This is a genomic window from Massilia rhizosphaerae (assembly GCF_016093545.1).
GTDB lineage: Bacteria > Pseudomonadota > Gammaproteobacteria > Burkholderiales > Burkholderiaceae_D > Telluria > Telluria rhizosphaerae.
In genome coordinates, this window is sequence record NZ_JADKYX010000007.1 from 134,392 (window position 1) to 160,097 (window position 25,706).

The 25,706-nt window shown below is 66.5% G+C and carries 14 protein-coding genes; 7 read left to right on the forward strand and 7 right to left on the reverse strand.

The genetic code is table 11. The features are described 5' to 3' along the window. Positions 1-9 precede the first annotated feature (9 nt). The 4 genes from ISF28_RS12830 to ISF28_RS12845 all read right to left on the reverse strand — a co-directional run bounded on the left by ISF28_RS12830 (position 10) and on the right by ISF28_RS12845 (position 6,868). Positions 10-2,037: a tetratricopeptide repeat-containing diguanylate cyclase gene (locus ISF28_RS12830; protein WP_229519053.1), complete on the reverse strand. Its 2,028-nt coding sequence runs from the start codon at positions 2,035-2,037 to the stop codon at positions 10-12. Between the two features lie 279 nt (positions 2,038-2,316). Next, entirely contained in the window at positions 2,317-4,119 is a 1,803-nt protein-coding gene (locus ISF28_RS12835; protein WP_198117574.1) for an ABC transporter ATP-binding protein, read from the reverse strand. Further along, entirely contained in the window at positions 4,109-5,860 is a 1,752-nt protein-coding gene (locus ISF28_RS12840; protein WP_198117575.1) for an ABC transporter ATP-binding protein, read from the reverse strand. Before ISF28_RS12840 ends, ISF28_RS12835 begins: the two co-directional genes overlap by 11 nt. 159 nt (positions 5,861-6,019) lie before the next feature. After that, a complete protein-coding gene (locus ISF28_RS12845) occupies positions 6,020-6,868 on the reverse strand; it encodes a phasin family protein (protein WP_198117576.1) in 849 nt (282 codons plus the stop codon). Positions 6,869-7,079: 211 nt separating this feature from the next. On the opposite strand from ISF28_RS12845, the gene ISF28_RS12850 reads away from it, so the two are divergent. From ISF28_RS12850 to ISF28_RS12860, 3 genes are all read left to right on the forward strand, one after another. Beyond that, positions 7,080-8,369, forward strand: coding sequence for an amidohydrolase family protein (locus ISF28_RS12850; RefSeq protein WP_198117577.1), 1,290 nt, complete (start codon positions 7,080-7,082; stop codon positions 8,367-8,369). 177 nt (positions 8,370-8,546) lie between these two features. Further along, a complete protein-coding gene (locus ISF28_RS12855; protein WP_229519054.1) occupies positions 8,547-9,029 on the forward strand; it encodes a GNAT family N-acetyltransferase in 483 nt (160 codons plus the stop codon). Then, positions 9,029-9,541 carry a GNAT family N-acetyltransferase gene (locus ISF28_RS12860; protein WP_198117579.1) on the forward strand — a complete coding sequence of 171 codons (513 nt, stop codon included), beginning with the start codon at positions 9,029-9,031 and terminating at the stop codon, positions 9,539-9,541. The genes ISF28_RS12855 and ISF28_RS12860 overlap by 1 nt, the downstream gene beginning before the upstream one ends. Positions 9,542-9,560: 19 nt before the next feature. Here the strand turns inward: ISF28_RS12860 and ISF28_RS12865 are convergent, their stop codons facing one another. The 3 genes from ISF28_RS12865 to ISF28_RS12875 are packed head-to-tail and all read right to left on the reverse strand — an operon-like array spanning position 9,561 to position 15,461. Beyond that, positions 9,561-10,649, reverse strand: a complete 1,089-nt coding sequence (locus ISF28_RS12865) for an alpha/beta hydrolase (RefSeq protein WP_198117580.1) — start codon at positions 10,647-10,649, stop codon at positions 9,561-9,563. Further along, positions 10,646-13,576, reverse strand: a complete 2,931-nt coding sequence (locus tag ISF28_RS12870) for an esterase (protein WP_198117581.1) — start codon at positions 13,574-13,576, stop codon at positions 10,646-10,648. Before ISF28_RS12870 ends, ISF28_RS12865 begins: the two co-directional genes overlap by 4 nt. Positions 13,577-13,586: 10 nt before the next feature. Further along, on the reverse strand, positions 13,587-15,461 hold the full coding sequence (locus ISF28_RS12875) for a glycoside hydrolase family 13 protein (RefSeq protein WP_198117582.1): 1,875 nt from the start codon (positions 15,459-15,461) through the stop codon (positions 13,587-13,589). A gap of 539 nt (positions 15,462-16,000) precedes the next feature. Between ISF28_RS12875 and ISF28_RS12880 the strand changes: the two genes are divergently transcribed. The 4 genes from ISF28_RS12880 (at position 16,001) to ISF28_RS12895 (ending at position 25,420) form a co-directional block, all read left to right on the forward strand. After that, positions 16,001-18,865 (forward strand): TonB-dependent receptor, encoded by a 2,865-nt coding sequence (locus tag ISF28_RS12880; RefSeq protein WP_198117583.1) that lies wholly within the window; start codon positions 16,001-16,003, stop codon positions 18,863-18,865. 152 nt (positions 18,866-19,017) lie between these two features. Next, a complete protein-coding gene (locus ISF28_RS12885; protein WP_198117584.1) occupies positions 19,018-20,529 on the forward strand; it encodes a tryptophan halogenase family protein in 1,512 nt (503 codons plus the stop codon). Positions 20,530-20,876: 347 nt separating this feature from the next. Then, positions 20,877-23,540: a TonB-dependent receptor gene (locus tag ISF28_RS12890; RefSeq protein ID WP_198117585.1), complete on the forward strand. Its 2,664-nt coding sequence runs from the start codon at positions 20,877-20,879 to the stop codon at positions 23,538-23,540. Positions 23,541-23,683: 143 nt separating this feature from the next. Beyond that, on the forward strand, positions 23,684-25,420 hold the full coding sequence (locus ISF28_RS12895) for a DEAD/DEAH box helicase (RefSeq protein WP_198117586.1): 1,737 nt from the start codon (positions 23,684-23,686) through the stop codon (positions 25,418-25,420). Positions 25,421-25,706: the final 286 nt, after the last annotated feature.

Sequence of the window (25,706 nt, forward strand, 5' to 3'; positions counted from 1 at the left end):
CGCGCGGCGTTACGACGCCATGCGCAGCGCCGGCATGTGCGCGGTCACGATCGAGAGATCGACGAGGCCCGCGCGCCACGCCTGTTCGATGTCGTGCTCGACCTCGTCCATCGCGGCCGGATCCAGGCCGGCCAGGCCGCGCACGCCGTACGCGCGGTTGCGGCCATGGCCCTTGGCCAGGTACAGCGCCATGTCGACGATGTTGATCGCGCGCTCCCACGAGATGTCGCTCGCGCCGGGCGCCAGCGGGAACGGCGCGAAGCCGATCGACACGTTCACCGACAGCCGGGTGCCCTGGTAGTCGATCGCGCGTTCCGGGATGCCCGCCAGCAGACGGCGCGCCACCTCGTCCAGGCTGTTCCTCGGCACGGCCGGCAGGAAGGCGAGGAATTCCTCGCCGCCCCAGCGCACGATCATGTCGGTCTCGCGCAGGATGTCGCGCAGCGCTTCCGCGATCTCGCGCAGCACCGCGTCGCCGGCGCCGTGGCCGTAGGTGTCGTTGATGTGCTTGAAGTGGTCGACGTCGAGCAGGAACATGGCGCTGACCATTTCCTCGCCGCTGCGGTTGCCCTGACTGTCGGCGCCGCGGCGTTCGATCTCCTGGTGCGCGCGCATGAATTCCTGGAAGTGGCGGCGGTTGTACAGCGCCGTCAGCGGATCGCGCGCGCTTTGCAGCTTGAGTTCCTGGTTCTTTTCCTCGAGCTGGGCGTTGGCGTGGCGCACCTTGCGGTACAGGATGCCGACGATGACCGACGCGAGCGCGAACACGAGCGCCAGCAGCCACCAGATGCGTTGCTGCAGGCGCCGGTTGTCGAGTTCCGTCGACTTGACCTGGTTTTCCTGGCGCAGCATCTCGATCTGGCGCTGGCGCTTGTCGGCCTCGTATTTTTCCTGCAGCTCCATCATCGCCTTCTGGCGGCGCGTCTCGAACAACTCGTTCGACAGCGCGCGCTCGCGGTGATACGCGGCCAGCGCGCCGGCCAGGTCGCCGGCGCGTTCCAGCGCGTCGCCATATTCGACGAGCACGCCCTGCTGGTCCGGCTTGTTGCCGGAGCGCTGGTACCAGTCCATGCCCAGCTCGATGGCCTTCTTGCCCTCGGCCAGATGGCCCATGCCGAGATAGGCCTGTCCCACGTTGACGCGGGCCGTGGCCGCGAGGGCGTCGTCATGCAGCTTTTCCGCCTGGTCCAGCGCCTGCTGGGCATAGGTGAGGGCGCGGCGCCACTCCTGCTCCTTGAGGTAGGCGTCGGCCAGGTTGACGAGGGTGTTGGCGACCATCGCATCCGCATCGATGCCGCGCTCCAGCGCGAGCGCGGACAGCAGCGCCTTGGTGCCGCGCGCCACGTCGCCGTTGTTCACCGCGAGGATGTATTCGGTGGTCTTGAAGATCGCCAGGCGGCCCGGCGAATTGATCTGCTCCGCGAGCCGCTCCGCTTCGCCGATCGCGTCGAAGCCCTTGTCGAATTCGCGCATCTCGCCGTACAGGTAGGCCAGCGCATTGAGCGAGATGGCGATCTGCAGAGGGGCGCCGCTCTGGCGCGCGAGCGTCACGGCGCTTTGCAGCTTGTTCAGCGCGACGGGAAAGTTGCCTTCCTCGGCGAACGATTCGCCCGACGAGATCAGCACGAGGATGCGCAGGTTGATGTCGGCACTGCCCGCGGCGAGGCGCTCGGCTTCCCAGACCAGTTGGTGCGCCTGTCCGGATTCGTTCAGGCCGAACACGGCATAGGCCTTGGACAGCAGGGTGCGCGCGACGATGTCGTTGTCCTGCGCCTGGCGGCCCAGTTGCAGGGCCCGTTCGCACAGCTGGACGGCTTCCACGTGCTTGCCGAGGCGGTGGCTCAGGTCGCAGGAGAGGGTCAGGAAACGGGCGTGTTCGGCGGGCGTGCGGCGCGCCTCGGCTTGCAGGCCGGCCAGCAGCGGCACGGCGCGCTGGGGCGTGACGCGGATGGTTTCGGCGATCTCGGCATAGCGGTCGCGTACGGGCGTGGCAGGGCCGGCGGCGTCAGCGGCCAGCGCTCCGCCTGCGACGAGCAATAGCAGAGCCGGCAGCGCACGGCTGCGTCGGTGCTGCAACGCGCGGAATAGGCCTGCCAACATAGCTCCCCGAGGAAGTGGTGTCCCTCAATTTGGGACATCTGCATACGCGATTATAGGCTCTTGCAATTGAGAAAGATCAGATTTTAGAGCGATTATGCGGAAAAGACACAGTTTCGTATCGAAAAAACTGCGTCACCACGTCAATAACATCTCGGTAACAAAGTTGGTTTGGCGCTAACTTTGTGGGAAGGTCAAGTTCCCGGCCATACGGCCGCGTCAGACGCTCAGTTGCTGCAGTAAATAGAGTCGCTGGTACAGGCCGCCTTCGATGCGCATCAGCTCGTCGTGGCTGCCCGATTCGCTGATGCGGCCATGGTTCAGCACGACGATGCGGTCGGCGTCGCGGATCGTCGACAGGCGGTGCGCGATGGCGACGATCGTGACCTGGCCGCGCAGCTCGTCCAGGGCCTGCTGCACGATTTGCTCCGTCTGGCTGTCGATGCGCGACGTGGCTTCGTCCAACAGCAGGATGCGCGGGCGGCCGGCGAGGGCGCGCGCGATCGCGATCAGCTGCTTCTGGCCGGACGACAGGCGCGAGCCGCCTTCGCCCAGCGGCGTGTCGTAGCCCTGTTCGAGCCGCGCGATGAAGTCGTGCGCGTGCGCGGCGCGGGCGGCCGCCTCGATGGCCTCGTGCGGCAGGCCGCGCCCCATGTCGATGTTCTCGCGCGCCGACGCCGCGAGCAGGAATGGATCCTGCGGCACGAGGCCGACTTCCGCGCGGAAGCGCTCGTTGCCGATGGCCGCCAGCGGTTCGCCGAACAGCGTGATGGTGCCGTGCTCGAACACGTAGTAGCGCAGCAGCAGCGACAGCAAGGTCGACTTGCCGCTGCCCGTGTGGCCGACGATGCCGAAGAAGGCGCCCTGCGGGATGTCGAGCGACAGGTCGTGCAGCACCGTCTGGCCGGGGGCGTAGCCGAACGAGAGGTCGCGCACGCGCACGGCGGGGACGTCGTGCGCGACCGGCCGGCGTTCGGATGTGACGCGCCCGGCCAGGTGTTCCGCGGCGCCCGCTTCGTCGAGCAGCGCGGCCACGCGCGCCGTCGCGACGACGGCCTGCTGCAGGCCCGAAAACTGCATCGTGATCTGGATGAGCGGTTCGACGACGCGCGCGATGTAGCTGATGAACGCGTACAGCACCCCGACTTCGACGCCGTTCATGCTGCGCTGCCCGAAGCTGAAGATGACGATCGCCAGCAGGACCACGTTGAGGAAGTCGAGCGCGGGCCGCAGCAGGAAGGCGTTGGCGCGCAGCTCGGCCACGCGGGCCGTGTAGTGCTGGTCGTTCGTGTGGGCGAAGCGCTGGCCGAAGCGGTGCTGCGCATTGTTCGCCTGCAGCACGCTCATGCCGCCGATGGATTCCGCCATCTGCCCGTTGATGTCGCTGCGCAGCGCCCGCGCCCTGGTGACCGCGGGGGCGGACAGCCGCTGGTACAGCCACACGATGCCCAGCACCGCGGGCACGAGCGCCAGCACGATCACCATCAGGTGCCAGTCCAGCCAGGCCATCGCGATCGACGTGCCGACGAGGACGATGCTCGAATCGAGGATCACGAACAGCACCTGGATGTACAGGGTCTTCACGGCCTCGGTGTCGTTGGTGACGCGGCTCACGAGCTGGCCCGTGATCGCGCGGTCGAAGAAGGCCATCGGCAGCCGCAACACATGGCCGTAGACCCATTCGCGCAGGCGCTGCACGGCGCGCATCGCGAGGCCGGACAGCCGCACCAGCTGCAGAAAGCGCAGCCACGACGCGGCCCATCCCGTGAGCAGCACGCCGGCCAGCAGCCACGCCATGCGCGCCCAGTCGAGGCGGTGCGGCAGCAGGTGCTCGTCGATCAGCTTCTTGCCGAGTAGGGGACCGAGCACTTCCAGGCCGGCGGCGAGGATCAGCCACAACGTGGCCCACACGAGGTGGCCGCGGTCCGGATGCGCGGCGCGGCGCAGCAGGCCCGCGGCCTGGCGCGCCTGGGCGGCGGTCACGCTTTTGGTGACCTTGTTGGCGGTGGAATCAGATGGCATCGAGGCTGGCCTCCAGTTGCTGGTAGCGCCACTGGCTGGCGTACCAGCCGTCCAGGGCGAGCAGTTCGTCGTGCGTGCCGCGTTCGACGACGCGGCCGTCGCGCAGCACGACGATCAGGTCGGCCTTCACGACGGCCGACAGGCGATGGCTCGCGATGATCGCGGACAGTTCCGGGCGTTTGCGGCGCACGTCGTCGAGGTGGTCGAGGATGTTCGTTTCCGTGCCCGTGTCGACGGCGGACAGGGCGTCGTCGAGCAGCAGCAGGGTGCTGCGCCCCAGCAGCGCGCGCGCGATGGCCACGCGCTGGCGCTGCCCGCCCGACAAGGTGATGCCTTTTTCGCCGACGGGCGTGTCGTAGCCGTCCGGGAAGCGCAGGATGTCGTCGTGGATCGCGGCCATCTTGGCCGCCTGCTCGATCTCGGCGCGCGACGCGCCCGGGTTGGCGAGGGCGATGTTTTCCGCGATCGACGCGGAGAACAGGAACGATTCCTGCGGCACCCAGCTGATGTGCGCGCGCAGCGTCGCGAGCGTGTACTCGTCCAGCGCATGGCCGCCCCACGCGACCTTGCCGTGCTGCGGCGTGGCCTGGCGCAGCAGCACGCGCAGCAGCGTGGACTTGCCCGCGCCGGTGGCGCCGACGAGGCCCAGCGTCTTGCCGGGTTCCAGGCGCAGCGAGACGTCGTCCAGCGCGGCGCGCGCGTCGCCGGCGTAGGCGAAGCGGATGTGTTCCAGCACGAGCGGACCCCGCTCCAGCCGTTCCAGCGTGCCGTGGTCGTCGACGGTGAGCGGCGCGTCCAGCAGCGGCTGCAGGCGCGCGAGGGCGGCGCGGCCGCGTTCGATCAGCGACAGCACCCAGCCCGCGGCGAACATCGGCCAGATCAGCTGTCCCAGGTACATCGTGAAGCTCGTGAGGCTGCCGATGGTGATCTGGCCCTGCCACACGAGATAGCCGCCGAGGCCCAGCGTGAGGCCGGTTGCGGCGGTAAGCGTGAGGCCGACGGCCGGTTCGTACGCGGCTTCCCACTTCTGCGCCGCGAGGCTCGCCTCGGCCGCGTGCGCGGCCAGTTGCGCGAACTGGTCGGCGCTGCGTTGTTCCAGGCCGAGGGCGCGCAAGGTGCGCACGCCGGACAGGGTTTCCTGCACGTGGTCGTTGAGGGCCGAGAACCGCTTCAGCGAATCCGTGGACGCCGCGTGGATGTGGCTCGAGATGCGCTTGAACGCCAGCGCCATCAAGGGAAACGGCAGCAGGGCGATCAGGGTCAGGCGCCAGTCCACGCCGAGGAACATGATGCCCAGGACCATGACGAGGGTGAGCGTGCCGTCGAAGCCGGCCAGCATCGCTTCGCCGGCGGCCTGCTCGATGGCGTCGATGTCGTTCGTGCCGAGCGCCATCAGGTCGCCCGTGCGCTGGCGCTGGAAGAAGGCCGGCCCTTGCGCCGACAGGCGGTCGTACAGCTTCGTGCGCAATTCGACGCCGAGGCGGTACGACGCGGAATACAGGCGCAGGCGCCACGCCACGCGCAGCAGGTAGATCGCGAGGCCGAGGCCGAGCAGCTGGCCGATCTGGACGAGGAGGTCGTGCCCGCCGAGGCGGTGCGCGGCGAGGCCGTCGATCATCGCGCCCACCTTGCGCGGCACGAGCACCGTGCACAGGGCCACGCCGAACAGCATCACCGCCGACGACGCATAGGAACGCCAGTGGCGGCGCACGAAGCCGCCGATCAGCCTTGCCAAACCCATTGAAGATCCTTGTTGTGGTGCCCGCAAAAGAAAAAGCGGGCCGAAGCCCGCTACTGTACTATTTTTGCCGATTTCTTGCGTACGCGCGACGCATGTATTGGTGGGCACGGGGTGCCCACCCTACGTACTATTGTCGCCTTGCGTCGCGTGCACGGATCGTTATTTCTTGCGCGGCGTGCGTGGCGTCTTGCCGCCGTGCTTCACGACGCGCAGCGGCGCCGTGTTTTCGCTGGGCGTGACGATCGGCAGGTCGACCTGCGGACCGGCTTCCAGCGGCACCGTGGATGCGATCGGGTGCTCGGCGGCGGCCGGCTTCGGCGCGGCCTCGTTCAGGGCCTTGGCCAAGGGCTTGGCCTTGGCGCGCGGCGCCTCGTCGGCGATGGCCGTCTCGACCGGATCGGGCGCCGGGACCGGCGGTTCGGCGGCGACCGCTTCGGTCACGGTCGTCGCCGGGGCTTCGGCCTGTTTGGCCTCCTTGACCTGCTCGGCCGCGGTGTCCGTGGCGCGGGCCACCGCCTGCTTGCCGGCGTCCAGCGCGGCTTCGGCCAGCGCGGCGCCCGTGTCGACGGCGGCCTGGGCGATCTCGCTGTTCACCGTGGTGGCGTCGGCCGTCGCGATGGCCGCCTGTTCCATCAGTTGCGGCACGGAGGTCGGGATGTTCGCCGTCGCGGCGGGCACCAGTTGCAGGGGCGCGGGCTGCGTGCTCCAGGTGCGTTCGTGGGTGCCGGCGGCAATGCCCAGCAACTCGCGGCCGTAGGAAAAGAATTGTTGCCACTGGCCCTGGGCCGTCGAGCTGATCGCCAACAGGTCGCGTGGATTACTTGCTTCGAGCATTTGCTTGAATGTACCGGCGGCCTGTTCGACCGATGCGCGCGAGGTTTTCAAGTTGAGTGCAATCAGCTGTTCGGCACCGTCGAGTGCGCGCTTGCTCAAGGCCCGGAACACGTCGAGCTGAGCTTCCCATTGGGACTTGCGGACGGCGGACAACTGTTCGGTAAGTGAAGTCATCTGGGTTCCTTGTCTTTCAGGTTATAACCGTATGGTTTATGACGCACTGCAATAAGATGAGTGTAAAGGTCTTTATGCGGGTTGAAAAGCGAATTCTATGTAGTTTTTATACGGAAATCTTGCAATGCAGCATAGGGGTTTGATTTAGATCATTGACAAGATGTACATCGTGGTACTCTGATATGACCGTAACCCATCTGGAGACAGCAGCATGGATCTCGTCCTCCGCAACGCCACCCTGCCGGACGGCCGCCGGGTCGACATCGCGATCGACGGCGCCCGCATCGCAGCCGTCGAGCCCGCTTTGCCGCAGCGCGGCACGCGCGAGATCGACGTGGGCGGGGACCTCGTGAGCCCGCCTTTCGTCGACGCCCATTTTCACATGGATGCCACGCTCAGCTACGGTCTGCCGCGCGTGAACGAATCCGGCACGCTGCTGGAAGGCATCGCGCTGTGGGGCGAGCTGAAGCCGCAACTGGCGCAGGAGGCTCTGGTCGAACGGGCGCTGCGCTATTGCGACTGGGCCGTGGCACGCGGACTGCTGGCCATCCGCACCCACGTGGACGTGTGCGACGACCGCCTGCTGGCCGTCGAGGCTTTGCTCGACGTCAAGCGCCGCATCGCGCCTTACATCGACCTGCAACTCGTCGCCTTCCCGCAGGACGGCCTGCTGCGCAGCCCGACGGCCCTCGCCAACCTGAAGCGCGCCATCGGCATGGGCGTGGACGTCGTCGGCGGCATCCCGCATTTCGAGCGTACGATGGCGGACGGCGCGGTGTCCGTCCGGCTGCTGTGCGAATTCGCGGCTGAGCAGGGCCTGATGGTCGACATGCATTGCGACGAAAGCGACGATCCGCTGTCGCGCCACATCGAAACCCTTGCCGCCGAGACTTTACGGCTGGGCATGCAAGGCAGGGTGGCCGGATCGCACCTGACGTCGATGCATTCGATGGACAATTACTATGTGAGCAAGCTGCTGCCGCTGATCGCGGAATCCGGCGTGGCCGCGATCGCCAATCCCCTCATCAACATCACCTTGCAGGGCCGGCACGACACGTATCCGAAGCGGCGCGGCATGACGCGCGTGCCGGAACTGCTGGCGGCCGGCGTGCCGGTGGCGTTCGGACACGATTGCGTGATGGATCCGTGGTATGGCCTCGGTTCCGGCGACATGCTCGAAGTGGCGCACATGGGGCTGCACGTCGCGCAGATGACGGGGCAGGCCGCGATGCGCCAATGCTTCGACGCGGTCACGGCGGTGCCCGCGCGCATCCTCGGCCTGCAGGGCTACGGCATCGCGCCGGGCTGCCGCGCGGACCTCGTCTGGCTCGACGCCGCCGACCCCGTCGAAGCGATTCGCCTGCGCGCCGCACGCCGGCTCGTGCTGCGCGCCGGCAAGGTCGTCAGCGAGGCGCCGCCCGCACGCGCGACCTTGCATCTGCCGGGGCGGCCGGACACGGTCGATTTCCGCTTGGGAACGCCAAAGCGAGCAGGGCAGTAACGCAGGGCACGATCTCTTTCCTACCTTTATTCAACGGAAATTTTCTACGCACAGTTACCGGATTCGCAGCCGTGCAGCCGAATCCTTAGGTAGAATCTTGCGCTTTCGATACATATAGCAGGCCACGCAGTGAAAGATATCCAGATTCGTCCCGCTACTGAAACTGATTTCAATGCTATGTGGACTATTTTCCAGGCGCACGCGGCCGAGGGCGAGACCTATGCCCAGGATGCGGGCACGAGCCGGGAGGACACGTACGACTACTGGTTCGCGCCCGACGCGTCGACCTACGTCGCCGTGCGCGGCGAGGAGCGCATCCTCGGGATGTACAAGCTGCAGCCGAACCACGTGGGACGCGGCGCGCACGTGGCGAACGCGTCGTACATGGTGAGTCCGAACGCGCAGGGCGTTGGCGTCGGCCACCTGCTCGGCGAACACAGCATCGGCGAGGCGCGGCGCATGGGCTACCTGGCGATGCAGTTCAACTTCGTCGTCAGCACCAACAACCCCGCGATCCACTTGTGGAAGCGGCTCGGCTTTTCCATCGTCGGCACCTTGCCCAAGGCCTACCGCCACCGCCGGCTCGGCTACGTGGATGCCTACGTGATGTACAAGCTGCTCGAAGACCCGGCGCGCTGGCCGCTGCCGGAGGAAGACTGATGCCGCCGGACGTCCTCGCGACCGCCCGCCTGCGCCTGCGCACGGCGCATCCGGACGACGCCGATTTCTACCTGGCGCTCGTCAACGACCCCGGCTTCCTCGAACACATCGGCGACCGCGGCATCCGCACGCGCGAGGACGCGGTCCAGGCGCTGCTCGACGGCCCGATCGCGATGCAGGAGGTGCGCGGCCACTCGCTCTACGTCGTCGAGCTGAAGGAGACCGGCGCGCCGGTCGGCATGTGCGGCCTGATCAAGCGCGAGACCCTGGACGGCGTCGACATCGGCTATGCCTACCTGGCACCGTACTGCGGCCGCGGCTATGCGTACGAGGCCGGCATGGCCGTGCTGGCCCACGCGCCGGCGCTGGGCCTGAAGCGCGTGCTGGCCATTACGTCGCCCAACAACCTCGCGTCGAACGCGCTGCTGCGCAAGATGGGCATGCGGTTCGAGCGCTTCGTCCACCTGGTGCCGGGGGATGCGGGCAGTAATCTGTACAGCCTGGATTTCTGATCGTCCGCGCCGCGCCGCGTCACTGCCGGGTCGAGCCCCACGGGAAGAACCACGTGAGCGGCTTGTCCACGCGCGCGGCCCACGACTTTTCGTTGTGGCGGCCGCCCTCGGCCTTGTAGAACATCAGGTCGTCCGCCTCGCGCCAGCCCTTGGCCAGCAGCGCGTCGCGCATCTTCGTCGCGTCGTCCAGGTCGTCGTCGCGGGTGCCGGCGTCGATGTAGAACTTCACGGGCACGCGTGCCGGCGCCTGCGCGATCGTCGCCCCGTTGTTCCACCAGAACGAGCTGGAGACGCCGCCCGCCTTCGAAAAGATGTCCGGATGGCGCTGGGCGATCAGCACGGAGGCGAGGCCGCCCAGCGACGAGCCCATGATCGCCGTCGTGTCCTTGCCGGGCAGCGTGCGGTAGTGGCTGTCGACCCAGGGCTTCACCGTCTCCACGATGAACGCGTCGTAGGCTTTCAGCTTGCCGCCGCCGTATTTCGGGTCGCAGCAGGGCGTGTATTCGGGGATGCGCTCCGGCGTGTTGTCGATGCCGACGACGATCGCTTCGTCCATCACACCCGTCGCCACGAGGCGGTTGATGGTCTCGTCGACGCCCCACTCGACGCCGTACGACGCCGTCTTCGCATCGAACAGGTTCTGGCCGTCGTGCATGTACAGGACGGGATAGCGCTTGGCGGCGTTCTCCCCGTAGCTGGGCGGCAGGTAGATGCGCAGCGCACGCTTGTTGTCCAGCTGCGGCGACGCGAAGTCCTTCACGATCGTCACCTTGCCGAACGGCGGGCCGAAGAACGGGTAGATGTCGAGCGTGGCGCCGGCCGGCAGCTTGTAGACGCCGCCGATCGATACCTTGTCCGCGCCCAGCGCGGGCTTCATCTGGATGTCGCCCAGCGCGTCCGGCCACGTGAAGGTCCACACGTTCACCGGGCCGGCGTCGGGTGTGGCGGGCACGCCGTGCGACCAGCCGGCGGCGCCTTTGTCGGCCCGGATCTGGATGCCGTCCTTGCCGGCCGGGTAGTGCACGCGCACGGTGGTGGCGCCGGCTTGCGGTTGAACCAGCAGCAGGGCGGGCAACAGCGTGGCGGCGGCGATTGCGATTCGTTTCATGGGGTCGTTCCGTCGATGGCCAGCAGCCGCACGCCGTAGATGTCGAAGCGGTTCGACGGTCCGTCGACGCCGCCCGCCGCGCTGAAGGTGCGGTTGCTGTCCAGATAACTCATATTGTAGAAATCGCTCATCTCGATCCGGTACGGCACGTTCGCCTGCAGGTGCGCGGCGAGCGGGGTCGAATACACGGTCGGCGTGTTCGCCTTTTCGATGCGCGCGTGCGGCAGCTGCACGACGCCCTGCGCGACGATGCGTCCCGACCGGTCCTTGAGCGCCAGCCATTTTACGCCACCGCTGATGCCCAGGTTCACCTGGTTGGCGCCGTTGTGGTAGCGGACCTGCACGGCGTAGTCGCCGGCCGTGGGCACGCGCACGTCGCGTACCGTGAAGCGGTCCGCCGGCCGGCCCCAGTCGGCGAGGTGCGGCTCGGCGAAGCGCGCATTGGCCGGCGCGAGGGCCACGCTCGCCTGCACGCGCGGGTCCGTCGCGGCGATGGACACGCCGGCGTCGACGCAGCGCGGCACGCTGTGGTGGCTGCGGTTGCCCGACGCCGTGTATTGCGCTTCGACGGCGTAGCACGACCTGGCGCTGCCCGCGCGGTCCGTCCACGCGCCGGCCGGCAGGTTCGACGCGACCAGCCTGCCGTCGCGGTAGATGTTGTACGCGATGCCGGCCTGGCCGTCGGCCGGCGCGATCGTCAGGGTCGTCGTCCCGCCCGTGCGCGCGAGCGCCGCGATGCGCGGTTCGCGCGGACCGAAGACGGCCGGCGCTTCCTCGTACGGATCGGCGTTCACGCGGTGGATGGCCGTGTCGCCCGCGACCAGCTTGCCCAGCTGGACGTCGATCGCGCTGTGCTTGCCGAGGGCGCGCCACGGGATCGTGCCGCTTTGCGGCTTGCCGTCGACGAGGATGCGCTCGACCGCGTAATAGCCGCTGCTGCCGGCCGCCGGCACCGGCGGCAGGTGCAGCTTGACGTCGATCGCGCGGCCCTGCAGGCGCAGGTTGTACAGGGCGATGGCGTCGCCCGGCGCGAACACGCCGCCGCGCAGCTTCGCGGTCACGAACGGCCGGACGTCGATGCCGTCCGGCGTCGCCGCGACGCCGAACACGTCGCGGATCACCATGCCGAGATAGGCGCCGACGGACCACAGCTGGCGCTTCGAGCTGATGACGGGGCCGATCAGGTTGGGGTGCTGCTCGTCCAGCAGCAGCGGCTGGCCGGAGAGCCACTCCAGGTTTTCCATGTTCGACAGGTTCAGCGCGGCGCCGCGCATCAGCGAGTCGTACGCGGCGTCGGCCACGGCGACGTTGCGGCCGGCGATCGCGGCGCGCAGGCCGTACGCCGTGACGAACGGCCAGAGCGCGCGGTTGTGATAGACCGGCATGTCCTGCTGCTGCGGCCAGATGACGGGCGCGCCCATCGGCCCGTGCGGATAGTGGGCGAGGATCGATTGCGCGCGCGCGCCGTCGGCGACGCCCGTGACGATGGCGAGCGCCTGGCCGAGCCAGTCGAATTTGTGCAGCGGCGCGCCGTCGAAATGCGGCGCGGTGAGGCTGCTGTACATGCCGGCGTCCGGCAGCCACAGGCGCGCGTTGATGGCGCGCTTGAGGTCGCGCGCCCATCGGTCGTAGCGCGTGGCGCGTTCATGGTCTCCATGTTCGCGCGCCAGCCCGGCGGCCACCGTCAACGCCTTGTAATGGCCGACGTTGGTCGACAGGGCTTTCGAGCCGGCCAGCGACGCCAGGTCGTTCGTGATCCACTTCGCGTAGGTCTGGTCGCGCCAGTCGAGGAACGATTCCTCGCCCGTGTACAGGCCCGTCGCCTGGTCGAACGCGGCCAGGCGGTCGTTCTCGATCGTGTTCGACAGCGCGCGCAGCGCCTTGGCGGCGAACGCCGCGCGCTCGCTTGCCGGCAGCGTCTGGAGCAGGTCCTCGGCCGCGAACGCCCACGTGACGCGGTCCGTGCTGACGGGCCAGCTGCCGCCGCTGCCCGTGTCCTGCACGACTTGCAGGCCGTTCGCGCTGCCCGCGACGTGTGCCGCCTTCGTCACCCCGGCACGCCAGCCGGACAGCTTGAACAGCAGCGAATTGCGCACGCGCTCCGGATCGAGCAGGGCGAGGCCGAGATCCGCCGCGTACGACAGGTCGCGGGTCCACACGTAATGCCATTTTTCGCCGGTTTCGAAGCAGTCGCACGGGATGGCCGCGCCGCCGTTGTAGTTCCCGTCGCGGATCGCCGTCACGGAATCCTGCTTCATCTCGTGTCCGGCCAGCGCGAACAGCGCGTCGAACGCGAGGTTGCCGCTGCGGACGACGGGCAGCGCCGCGTCCTCTTCGTAGGTCGTCGATTGCGGGCCGGGGTCGCGCAATTGCATCGTCGTCGATTGCGCGTAGCGGCGCAGCGGCGCCTGCGGGTCGCGCACGGAAAAGCGCGCCGTTTCCACCTTGCCGTCCCAAGTGGGGAAGGTCAGCGCGGCCGTTGCGCCCGCGCCCGCGTGCGGGTCGGCCGGGGCGGCTGCGGCGGGCATCTCGATCGGCGCGACCGTCAGCACGGGATGCATGGGATCGGACACGTCGACGCGGAAGCGGAACGTGGCCGTGCGCTTCGTGAACAGATAGTCTTCCGGCCCCGCTTCCGTCGCCAGCGGATACGCCGCGCCGGGCTTGACGCTGACGCTGGCGGCCGGATTCGCGACCCACTCGGCGGCCCAGTCGCGGCTGCCCACCTTGAAGGCATGGTTGCCGGGGCTGACGAGGATGTCGGCCTGGTAGACGCCCTTGCCCTGGTAGACGAGGGCGTTGTCCGTGCCCCAGCCGTTGAAGGCGCCGCGCACGTAGATGTCGTAGCGCAGCGGCGGCGCATCGGCCGCGGTGGCGGTCAGGGCGTGTACAAGGAGGGCGGCGGCGAGGAGCGTGGGTTTGTTCATGGCGCAGACGTTACAGTTCGAGGATGACGACCGAATTTGCCGGCAGGCGGATTTCCTTGCGCAGGTCGAAGCGCCGGCCCGTGAGCACGTCGGTGCCGGCCGCGACGCCCGCCAGCATCTCATGGAACCGCGCGACGGGGAGCACGGCCTCCTTGTCGTTCGCGTTGAACGCGACCATGACCTTGCGCCGCGTCGGCGGATCGTAGCGGAAGTACACCCACGTATTGTTCTCCGGCCCGTACTGCATCAGCTTCCCGTGGTGGATGACGTCCGCTCCCTTGCGCCAGTTGACGAGTTTCCTGACGAAGTCCTGCGCCTCGCGCTGGCGCGGCGTGAGGCCCACGCCCGTGAGCGCGTCGACCTTGTCGCCGGCCCAGCCGCCGGGGAAGTCGCGGCGGTAGCTGCTGTCGTCGCGCCGGCCGGTGGTGCTCGTCATGAGGATCTCGTCGCCCGTGTAGAAATGGGGGATGCGCGGCATCGTCATCACGAAGGCGAGGTCCATCTTCCAGCGCGCGATATCCTCGCCGACGAGGCTGTACAGGCGCGCCATGTCGTGGTTCCCTTCGAACAGCACGAGGTGCGAAGGATCGGGGTAGAGCCAGTCCAGCGACAGCGTCTCGTACACGTCGTTGAAGGTGTTGCGGTTGTTCTTGTCCGCCAGCGCCGTGCGCATCGCTTCCGCCAGCGGGAAGTCCATCATGCCGGGCATCGAGGTCGGGGCGCGCTGCCAGTGCGCGACGACGGGCGGCAGCTTGCTCCATTCCTCGCCCACCAGGCCCAAGTGCGGGTATTCGGCCTTCAGGCGCCGCGTGTAGCGCGCGAGGAAGGCGCCGTCCGAATAGCCGAACGTGTCGATGCGCAGGCCGGACAGCCCCGCGTATTCGATCCACCAGATGTTGTTCTGGATGAGGTAGTTGGCGACGAACGGGTTGGTCTGGTTCAGGTCGGGCATGCCGGGGCTGAACCAGCCCGTCGTGAAATTGCTGGCGTCTTCCTGCGACGCATATGGATCCTGCACGGCCGTGCGGTGGTGCATGGTCGGCACGAATTTGCCGTCGTGGTTGATCCAGTCCGGCGTCGGCAAGTCCTTCATCCACCAGTGATTCAGGCCGATGTGCGACAGCACCACGTCCTGGATCAACCCGATGCCATGCTGCCGCGCCGCCTGCGCCAGCCGCACGTAGTCCGCGTTGCTGCCGTAGCGCGGATCGATCCGGTAGTGATCCGTCGCCGCATAGCCGTGGTAGGACGCGGCCGGCATGTCGTTCTCGACGAGCGGCGTGGGCCACAGCTGCGTGAAGCCCATGCCGGCGATGTAGCCGAGGTGGTCGATGATGCCCTGGATGTCGCCGCCGTGGCGCCCGTAACCCAGCGCGCGATCGAGCTTGTCGGCGAGTCCCGGCACGCTGTCGTTGGAAGGCATGCCGTTGGCGAAGCGGTCCGGCATCAGTTGGTAGATCGTGTCGGCCGTCGAGAAGCCCTGACGTTCGCTCGATCCCGGCGCGCGCGCCAGCAGGCGATATGTGTAGCGCGCGGGCTGCGCCGCGCTGCCCGCCGGCGCCCTGAAATCGATGGCGAAGCTGCCCGGCTTCGTGTCCGGCGCGACGTCCAGGTCGATGAACAGGTAGTTGTGGTTGGCCACGCGCGTGACGGCGGCGATGCGCACGCCGGGATACGCGATGGCCGGTTCGAGGCCGGCGATGGCCGCGCCGTGCACCATCAGCTGCAGGCGCCGGTCGTGCATGCCCGTCCACCAGAACGGCGGGTCCATGTGGTCGATGGCGGCCGCGGTGGAGGCCGCCTCGGCCGCCTCGGCCGGCACGCCGGCAAGAAGGGCGGCGCCGGCCAGCAGGGCGGCAAGCAGGGGGCGGGCGGGGATGGACATGCGGTCTCCAGGGGCGGTGGTGCTCGTCGACGTAGTGCGACTACATCGGCGCGCTCAGATGATTGCTTGACGGCAATGTGCTTATTACATTATTGCGCCGAGAATACTACAGACGATTGAGCCCAGCAACGCGGCACGGTCCCGTATTCTTTAGTTTTGCTACATCGGTTTTCTGAAAAGTCAAAGACCAAATGTTGGCAAATCCCAACGTTCCGTAAAACTATTGCGAGAATTTGCGCCAAAACGGTGCATTTCATGCTCAAGTTGGTGCATGGAAATCAATTTGTAGCGCGACTACATCACAGATGAGTATGTTTTGTAGCTCGGATACAACGGGAAAAGCTATTTTTTCGTCAAAACAGCGTAAAACTCCTACATTCCCGTAATTGAAAGCAACTCGCGTTGACAGTGCATCTAGTTTTAATACAGAATCCTTGACAGAACGTAGGTATATATAAACGTTTGCTTCTGGCTCCCGTGTGCGGGCTCACGCTGTCGTCCTCGGGAAAACAATGAGATCTGATGATTTGAGGGGACAAATGAAGATTTTTAATGGCAAGCACGCACGTAACGTCAATGGCGCACTTGTATTCAAGCTGAGCCCGGTGGCCGCCGGTTGCGCCGTGTTCCTGTCGGCACTCGGCACCAATGTGTATGCCCAGGACGCCACCACGCAGGCCGTGCAGACGACGGACGCCAACGGCAATCCGATCAGCCAGGTGACCGTGACCGGCATCCGCCGCGGCATCGAAGCGGCAATTTCGATCAAGAAGAATTCGAACTCCATCGTCGAAGCGATTTCGGCGGAAGACATCGGCAAGCTGCCGGATGCGACGGTCGCCGAGTCGATCTCGCGCCTGCCGGGCGTGACGGCGCAGCGCGACAAGTCGTCGGGCCGCGCGTCCGCGATATCCGTGCGCGGCCTGTCGCCGGACTTCAACGGCACGCTGCTGAACGGCCGCGAGCAGGCGTCCGCCGGCGACAGCCGCGGCGTCAAGTTCGACCTGTACCCGGCCGAGATGCTGGGCACCATCACCATCTACAAATCGCCGGACGCCAGCCTGATGGGCCAGGGCATCGCCTCGACGATCGACCAGCGCACCGTGATGCCGCTGGACTTCGCCAAGCGCACCGTCGCCGTCGGCTACAAGGCCATGCGCTTCGGTGAGCACAACAACGGTCTCGGGACCGGCTCCGGCTACCGCAGCACCCTGACCTACATCGACCAGTTCGCCAACCGCACGATCGGCGTGGCCCTGGGCGCGGTCAAGTTCAACGACACCGGCGCCGAACAGTTCCAGGCCGATGGCTGGGGCGGCGGCGCGGGTTCGACCATGTACAACGGCCAGAGCGTCAAGGTGCCGAACGGCTTCAAGACGGACGTGCAGCGCGACCCGCAGACGAACAAGGGCGTGATGGGCATCCTGCAGTTCCGCCCGAACAAGGACTTCCTCACCACCGTCGACCTGTTCCACTCGAAGAACACCGACAACACCAAGAAGACCGGCCTGGAAGGCTCCGTCTGCGGCAGCACCGGCTCGTACGATCCGAACGGCGTGCTGACCAACGCCACCATCGTCGACGGCGTCGCCACGTCGGGCACCTGCTCGAACTTCAAGGGCGACGTGCGCAACCACATCGAGGCCGTGACCGACACCCTGAATTCCTGGGGCATCAACAGCCGCCTGCGCCACGACGGCTGGACCGTGACCGGCGACGTGGCCGGCTCGAAGGTCAAGCACGACTCGAGCCGCTATGAAACGACGGCCGGCCAGCCGGGCGATGCCACGAACCTCTCCACCATCTCGTGGACCGGCTACAACGGCAACGACAACCTGGCGCCGAAATACACGACGTCGCTCAACTACGCCGACCGCGGCCAGGTCGTCCTGACCGACCACGCCGGCTGGGGTGGCGGCCTGACCGGCAACCCGCAGGCCGGCTACGTGGCCGTGGGCGTGACGACCGACGAGATCAAGTCGGGCCGCCTGTCCGCCAAGCATGATCTGGAGCTGGGTCCGCTGACCTCCGTCGAATTCGGCGTCAACCGCACCAACCGCACCAAGGGCCGCGACCAGAACGAAGGCAACCTGGTCGTCGGCACGGGTCCGTACGGTTCGGCACCGGTGCCGGGCACGGACGTCGTCGTGACGCCGCAGTCGGGCATCCCGGTCGTCGCCTGGAACCCGCTCGGTTCGCTGGGCACGATTTATCAGCTGCTGCCGAAAGTCGACCAGCCGATCCAGACGGACAAGAACTGGGATGTGTCGGAAAAAGTCTCGACCGGCTACCTGATGGGCAACCTGGAAGGCGAGCTGTTCGGCCTGTCCTACCGCGGCAACATCGGCGCGCAGTACATCCACACGAACCAGAGCTCGACCGGCACCGTCGTCGACACGAGCAAGTGCGCCGGCGTCGCCGGCCAGGCTTGCCCGGCCTACGCGGTCCAGGGCCACCACTCGTACAACGACTTCCTGCCGAGCATGAACCTGGGCTTCGAACTGCCGTACGACCAGATGCTGCGTTTCGGCCTGGGCAAGACGCTGTCGCGCTCCAAGATGAACGACATGCGTCCGGGCGGCGGCGTGAGCCTGAACACGTCGTTCCGCGAGGGTCCGATCCTGTCGGGCAGCGCGGGCAATCCGAACCTGGAACCGTTCCGTGCGAAGGCACTGGATCTGTCGTGGGAAAAATACTTCTCGGTTAACGGTGCCAAGGGCTACGTGGCCGCGGCCGCCTTCTACAAGAAGCTCGACACCTACGTGCTGACCGTGCCGAAGACCGTCGACTTCGCGACGACGGGCCTGCTGAGCGCCAAGACCCCGCTGCCGGCGTCCGGTCCGCACGCCGGCTCGACCGTCGGTATCCTGAACACCCCGGTCAACGGTTCGGGCGGCAACATCAAGGGTATCGAGCTGTCGGCGTCGCTGCCGTTCGCCATGGTGACCAAGTACCTGAACGGTTTCGGTGTCGAGGTCAACTATTCGAACACCCTGAGCTCGGTGAGCCTGTTGACCACCGGCCTGACCGTGGAAGACACGGGCGGTCTCGCCTCGATGCCGCTGCCGGGCCTGTCGCATACGGTGACCAACGCTCGCGTCTACTATGAGAACGCCGGTTTCCGCGTCTCGGTGGCCGCCAAGAAGCGTGGCGATTTCCTGGGCGAGGTCAGCGACTTCCAGGACAACAACCAGCTCACCTTCATCCGTGGCAACACGACGGTGGATGCGCAGGTCAACTACGACTTCCCGAGCACGAGCGTGCTGAAGGGCTTGACGCTGTCGGGTGCGGTGAACAACTTCACGAACTCGCACTTCATCCGCTACGCCGGCAACCGCGACAGCATTGCGGAAGACATCAGCTTCGGCCGTACCTACAGCGTGGGCGCGAGCTACAAGTTCTGAGGCTGTGGGTGGGCACCCACGCGTGACGCCGACACAACGCGAACGTCACGCGTGGGCGGAGGGCCGCCCACCCAACGCGACGATACGGTTAAACTGGACACCCCTGCCGGCCCTGGTCAGCAGGGGTGTTTTTTCATGATCGCGGGACGAACATGCAAGTACCACACCTGAACACCATCGTCATCGTCGGCGGCGGCACCGCCGGCTGGATGACCGCCACCGCCCTGGCCACCGCGCTGCGCGGCCGCTACCGCATCCGCCTCGTCGAGTCCGACGAGATCGGCATCGTCGGCGTGGGCGAGGCCACCATCCCGATGATCCAGCGCTTCAATACCGTCGCCGGCATCGACGAGGCCGAGTTTCTGCGGGCCACCAACGGCACCTTCAAGCTCGGCGTCGAATTCGTCAACTGGGGCCGCCTGGGCGACCGCTACACGCACGGCTTCGGGCGCATGGGCCAGGACCTGTGGATGGTCGGCTTCGAGCAGTACTGGCACAAGATGCGCGCACTGGGCAAGGCGCGCGACCTGGCCGATTACTCGATCACGCGCGCGGCCGCCCGCGCCAATAAATTCATGCAGCCGCGCACGGACCTGGGCAATTCGCCGCTGGCCGACATCAACTACGCCTACCATTTCGACGCCAGCCTGTACGCGCGCCACTTGCGCAAGCTGTCCGAAAGCCGCGGCGTCGAGCGCACCGAGGGCAAAATCGTGCGCGTGACGCAGCGTGCCACGGACGGCCACGTGGACGCCGTCGTGATGGAAAACGGCGAGCGCATCGAGGGTGACTTGTTCATCGACTGCTCGGGCTTCCGCGGCCTGCTGATCGAGCAGACGCTGGAAGCCGGCTTCGAGGACTGGAGTCATTGGCTGCCGTGCGACCGCGCGCTCGCGGTGCCGTGCGAACCGGTGCCCGCGCTCACGCCGTACACGCGCGCCACCGCGCACAAATCGGGCTGGCAGTGGCGCATTCCGCTGCAGAACCGCATCGGCAACGGCCATGTGTACTGCAGCCGCTACATCAGCGACGACGAGGCGGCGGCCGTGCTGTTGTCGAACCTGGACGGCAAGCCGCTGGCCGATCCGCGCCCGGTACGCTTCACGACCGGCATGCGCAAGAAGTCGTGGGACAAGAACGTCGTGGCGATCGGCCTGTCCAGCGGATTCCTGGAGCCGATCGAATCGACGAGCATCCACATGATCCAGGATGCGATCCAGCGCTTGCTGGACTACTTCCCGGACCAGGGCTTCAGCCAGCCGGACGTGGACGCGTTCAACCGCCTGTCGCGCTTCCACTACGAGCGCATCCGCGACTTCATCATTCTGCATTACTACGCCAACCAGCGCGACGACGCCCCGTTCTGGCAGGCCTGCGCGCACATGGAGATCCCGGCCACGCTGCGCGAAAAGATCGACCTGTTCCGCACGCACGGCCGCCTGCGCCGCGTCGACAGCGAACTGTTCACCGAGGTCGGCTGGCTGCAGGTGCTCATCGGCCAGAACATCCACCCCGAGGCCTATCACCCGCTGGTGGACGTGCAGTCGGAAGAGGGCATCCAGGAGTACATGGACGGCGTGGCCGACGTGATCCGCCAGTGCGTCGATTTCATGCCGGATCACGCCCAGTTCGTCGCCGAGTATTGCCAAGCCCCCAAGATGTAAGTCCACGACGGGTGCCGCGGCCTGGCGGCACCCGCATGTTCCCGCCCCCCTCCGCCATGGCCGCCGGCACGCGCCGCTGCCGCACTGCGTCTGCTTTTTCTCGGTAATTTGTACTCGAACTACATTTGCTTCATATATGTATTTACTCAATCTGCGTAAAAATCGCAGGATATGGCGCAGATCGTGAGCAAAAACGACAAATACTTCACTAAATTTCTGGTTTCGTTGACATGCAATCTAGTTTTAATACAGAATCGATCGCGAACGTTTCAGCCCGTGGCCGGCGCCTGCTTCGGCAAAAGGCTGACGTTCCTCTGATAAGCAAACCGATTTTGTCGAGGGGACACATGAAGATTACGAAGGGGCCGCACGCGCCCGCATTCCAACCGAGCCCGGTCGCCGTGGGCTGTGCCGTCTTCCTGGCGCTCGCGGGCGCGCAGGCGTCCGCGCAGACGCAGGGTGCCGAGGGCGCCCAGGCGGCGCCGGTGGCCACCGTCACCGTCACGGGCATCCGCCGCAGTATCGAGGATGCGATCGCCGTCAAGCGCGATTCGACCAGCATCGTCGAAGCCATCTCCGCCGAGGACATCGGCAAGCTGCCGGACATCAGCATCGCCGAATCGCTGGCGCGCCTGCCGGGCCTGTCGGCGCAACGCGTCAACGGCCAGGCGCAGCAGATCAGCATCCGCGGCACGTCGGGCGACCTGTCGACCGCGCTGCTGAACGGCCGCGAACAGGTCAGCACGAGCCCGAACCGCATCGTCGAGTACGACCAGTACCCGTCCGAACTGATCAACGCCGTCACCGTCTACAAGACGGCGGACGCCGCCCTCGTCGGCCAGGGCCTGTCCGGCACGGTCGACCTGCAGACGATCAAGCCGCTGTTGCTGCGCGAACGCGTCATCACGCTGAACGCGCGCGGCGAACGGAACGGCATGGGCAAGATCAGCGCGGGTTCGCCGGACACCGGCAGCCGCGTCAGCGCGTCGTACGTCGATCAGTTCTTCAATCGCACGCTGGGCGTGGCGGTCGGCTATGCCCGCGCCGACAAGCCGAACGTGTCGAAACAGTTCGAGACCTGGGACTGGGTCGACAACACCACGGCCGTGCCGGGCAAGACCGTCAAGGTCCCGAAAGGCATCAAGTCGCTGGCGCAGACCGGCAACCAGGTGCGCGACGGCCTGATGGGCGTCGTCGAATGGCACCCGATGCGCGAATTCACGTCCACCGTCGACGCCTACCACTCGCGCTTCAAGCAGGACGAAGACCGCCGCGGCATGGAAGTCCAGCTGACGGACGACGGCAACGTCACGTTCGCGCCGGGCTCGATCAACGGCAACGGCATCATGACGGCCGGCACCGCCAACAACGTCAACCCGGTGGTGCGCAACAACCACTTCCACCAGACCGATACGCTGTCGGCCTACGGCTGGAACAACAAATACATCGCGGGCGACTGGACCTTCGTCGCGGACCTGAGCCACTCGCAGGCCGACCACCGGGAAGAGCTCGACGAGATCAACACCGGTCCCGCATCGCGCCAGACGATGACGTTCGACTACGCGAACGGCACCGTGCCGGCCATCGGCCTGACGGGCGTGTACGACGACCCGTCGCAGCTGGCCATCGGCGGCCAGTACGGCGACGGCTACGTCAACGCGCCGCACCTGAAAGACAAGCTGAATTCGTTCCGAGTCAGCGCCGAATACCGCTTCGACAGCAGGTTGTTCAACAGCGTCGAAGTGGGCTTCAATTCGTCCAAGCGCGACAAGGAAAAGCACCACCTCGAGACGGGCTTCACCAAGCTGGGCAACGGCGCCATCGCCGCCGGCGCCGTCAACGGCTCGCAGTCGCTGTACGCGCTGCCGGATACGCTGAGCTGGGATATCCCGGCCGTGCTGTCGCAGAATTTTGCGCCGTACACGCCGGCCGTGCTGGTGCCGTGGGGCGCGACCAAGAACTGGACGATCACCGAGAAAGTCCAGACCGGCTACGCCAAGCTGAACATCGACACCGAGCTGCTGTCGATGCCGCTGCGCGGCAACGTCGGCATCCAGGCCGTGCACACGGACCAGAGCTCGACCGCGCAGACGCTGCGCGCCTGGCCGTTCGCCGACCTGGTGCCGCTCACCGACGGCAAGAAGTACAACGATTACCTGCCGAGCCTGAACCTGATCTGGAGCCTGCCGGACCAGCAGATCGTGCGTTTCGGCGCCAACAAGACGCTGGCGCGTCCGCGCCTCGATCAGCTGAACGCGTCGCGTGAAGTCGGCCTGACGCACCAGAGCACCGGTACGCCTTACGGCAACGGCGGCAATGCCCAGCTCGACCCGTGGCGCGCGAACGCGGTCGACCTGTCGTGGGAAAAATACTTCGGCAACAAGGGGTACGTGCAGGCGGCGGGCTTTTATAAAGACCTGAAGTCCTACATCTACACCGTCACGGGTCCGCGCGACTTCTCCGAATATCACCTGCAGGGCGCGACGAGCAATATCGGCACGATGACCCAGCCGCAAAACGGCAAGGGCGGCAAGCTGGAAGGGCTGGAACTGGCCGCGTCGGTGCCGCTGGACATGTTCACGCCCGTGCTCAGCGGCTTTGGCGTGACGGCCAACGCGGCGTTCACGACCAGCGAGATCTCGATCAAGAACCAGAGCTTCGGCGACATGGGCATCCCGCTGCCGGGCCTGTCGAAGCGCGTGTTCAACGTGACGGCCTACTATGAGGACAACGGCTTCTCGGCCCGCGTCAGCGAGCGTTACCGCAGCGACTACGTGGCCGAGATCGGCGGCATCGGCGGCGCCACCGAGCTGACGTTCACGAAGCCGGACCGCGTCGTCGACCTGCAGCTCGGCTACGACTTCAAGTCGGTCAAGGGCCTGTCCGTGCTGTTCCAGGTGAACAACCTCACCGACACGGCGTTCCAGACCTATTCCGGCACGACGGACCGTCCGCGCGGCTACACGAAGTACGGCCGCCAGATGCTGTTCGGCTTTAACTACAAGCTGTAACCGGGTTCCGACCCAGTCCGCATGCCCCTTGCCGTTGTTGCGGCAAGGGGCATTTTTCATGGACGCCGCGGCAAATAAACCTGAACCCCGGCGTGCGAAGGAGTAAACTGCAGGTTTGCTTACGATTTTTGAAAATACTTTCCATGCACGACACACAGCTCCAGACGTTCGCCGACCTCGACCTCCCGGCCCCCATCCTCAAGGCATTGAAGGAGGTCGGCTACGAGACGCCGTCGCCGATCCAGGCGGCCACCATCCCTCTCCTGATGGAAGGCCGCGACGTGCTGGGGCAGGCGCAGACGGGCACCGGCAAGACGGCCGCCTTCGCGCTGCCCGTGCTGGCGCAGATCGACGTCAAGAGCCCGGCCGTGCAGGCCCTCGTGCTCGCGCCCACGCGCGAGCTGGCGATCCAGGTGGCCGAAGCGTTCCAGAGCTATGCCGCGCACCTCGAGAACTTCCACGTGCTGCCGATCTACGGCGGCCAGAGCTACGGCCCGCAATTGTCCGCGCTGCGTCGCGGCGTGCAGGTCGTCGTCGGCACGCCGGGCCGCGTCATCGATCACATCGAAAAAGGTTCGCTCGACCTGTCGCAGCTGAAGACCCTCGTGCTGGACGAGGCCGACGAAATGCTGCGCATGGGGTTCATCGACGACGTCGAGCACATCCTGCAGCAGACCCCGGAAACGCGCCAGACCGCGCTGTTCTCGGCCACGATGCCGCCGCAGATCAAGCGCATCGCCAAGACCTACCTGCACGAGCCGAAGGAGGTGACGGTCGCCGCCAAGACGACGACGGCCACCAACATCACGCAGCGCTACTGGCTGGTCGCCGGCCTGCAGAAGCTGGACGCGCTCACGCGCATCCTGGAAGCCGAGCCGTTCGACGGCATGATCGTGTTCGCGCGCACGAAGCTCGGCACCGAGGAACTGGCGGCCAAGCTGCAGGCGCGCGGCTTCGCGGCGGCGGCCATCAACGGCGACATGGCGCAGCAACAGCGCGAGCGCACCATCGAGCAGCTCAAGAACGGCAAGATCGACATCCTCGTCGCCACCGACGTCGCCGCGCGCGGCCTGGACGTGGAGCGCATCAGCCACGTGATCAACTACGACGTGCCGTCCGATCCGGAAAGCTACACGCACCGCATCGGCCGCACGGGCCGCGCGGGCCGCAGCGGCGACGCGATCCTGTTCATCACGCCGCGCGAACGGGGCCTGCTGAAGGCGATCGAACGCGCCACGCGCCAGCCGGTGGCGCCCCTCGCGCTGCCGACCATCAAGGCCGTCAACGAAGTGCGCATCACCCGCTTCAAGGAGCAGATCGGGCAGACGCTGGCCGCGGGCGGCCTGGACGTGTTCCGCTCCCTGATCGAGGAATACGAGCGTGAACAGAACGTGCCCGCGACCGACATCGCGGCCGCGCTGGCCAAGCTGTATCGCGGCGACGAGCCGCTGTTGCTGGAAAAGCCGGAGCGCGAGCCCAAGCCGGACGTCCACGAGCCGCGCGAACGCGAAACGCGCCAGGAGCGCCCGGCCCGCGCCGGCCGCGAAACCTTCAAGAAAGAGCGCATCGTACGCGCGCCGGAACCGGGCATGGCCACGTACCGCATCGAGGTGGGCCACTTCCACGGCGTCAAGCCGGGCAATATCGTGGGCGCGATCGCCAACGAAGGCGGCATCGCGGCGCGCGACATCGGCCGCATCGAGATCTACGACGACTTCAGCACGCTCGACATGCCGGCCGACCTGCCGCGCGACCTGGTCGACCACCTGAAAAAAGTGTGGGTCGCGGGCCAGCAACTCGCCATCACGCGCGACGGCGAGGAACCGCCCGAGAAAAAGCCGGCGAAGCGCAAGTTCGCCGACAAAAAGCCCCGCAAATAAAAACCCGCCTTAATTCGGGGTCAGAGCACATTTTGTTTGAAATTCGGGGTCAGAGCACATTTCTCGGCAATTGATCCGAGGAAGTAATCGTTCGCAGACCGCAGGCGGACGTGCGAGCTCGAGGGCTCGAATCCGGTTGGCCGAACGTCGAAAATTGCTCAGTAGCCGTTGCCCCAAAAAGTGCTCTGACCCCGAATTTGGCAAAAAATATGCTCTGACCCCGAATTTGTTGTTTGACTACATTTTCTGTGGGCCTCCTAGCGAGTTAGGGCGCCATCTTCGTTGA

Excerpts from the sequence above, each read along its gene's own strand:
- ISF28_RS12845 (WP_198117576.1), bottom strand. The coding sequence starts at position 6,868 with ATGACTTCACTTACCGAACAGTTGTCCGCCGTCCGCAAGTCCCAATGG.
- ISF28_RS12885 (WP_198117584.1), top strand. The coding sequence starts at position 19,018 with ATGCAAGTACCACACCTGAACACCATCGTCATCGTCGGCGGCGGCACC.
- ISF28_RS12895 (WP_198117586.1), top strand. The coding sequence starts at position 23,684 with ATGCACGACACACAGCTCCAGACGTTCGCCGACCTCGACCTCCCGGCC.
- ISF28_RS12890 (WP_198117585.1), top strand. The coding sequence starts at position 20,877 with ATGAAGATTACGAAGGGGCCGCACGCGCCCGCATTCCAACCGAGCCCG.
- ISF28_RS12875 (WP_198117582.1), bottom strand. The coding sequence starts at position 15,461 with ATGTCCATCCCCGCCCGCCCCCTGCTTGCCGCCCTGCTGGCCGGCGCC.
- ISF28_RS12855 (WP_229519054.1), top strand. The coding sequence starts at position 8,547 with ATGTGGACTATTTTCCAGGCGCACGCGGCCGAGGGCGAGACCTATGCC.
- ISF28_RS12850 (WP_198117577.1), top strand. The coding sequence starts at position 7,080 with ATGGATCTCGTCCTCCGCAACGCCACCCTGCCGGACGGCCGCCGGGTC.
- ISF28_RS12865 (WP_198117580.1), bottom strand. The coding sequence starts at position 10,649 with ATGAAACGAATCGCAATCGCCGCCGCCACGCTGTTGCCCGCCCTGCTG.
- ISF28_RS12870 (WP_198117581.1), bottom strand. The coding sequence starts at position 13,576 with ATGAACAAACCCACGCTCCTCGCCGCCGCCCTCCTTGTACACGCCCTG.
- ISF28_RS12880 (WP_198117583.1), top strand. The coding sequence starts at position 16,001 with ATGAAGATTTTTAATGGCAAGCACGCACGTAACGTCAATGGCGCACTT.
- ISF28_RS12835 (WP_198117574.1), bottom strand. The coding sequence starts at position 4,119 with ATGCCATCTGATTCCACCGCCAACAAGGTCACCAAAAGCGTGACCGCC.
- ISF28_RS12860 (WP_198117579.1), top strand. The coding sequence starts at position 9,029 with ATGCCGCCGGACGTCCTCGCGACCGCCCGCCTGCGCCTGCGCACGGCG.
- ISF28_RS12840 (WP_198117575.1), bottom strand. The coding sequence starts at position 5,860 with ATGGGTTTGGCAAGGCTGATCGGCGGCTTCGTGCGCCGCCACTGGCGT.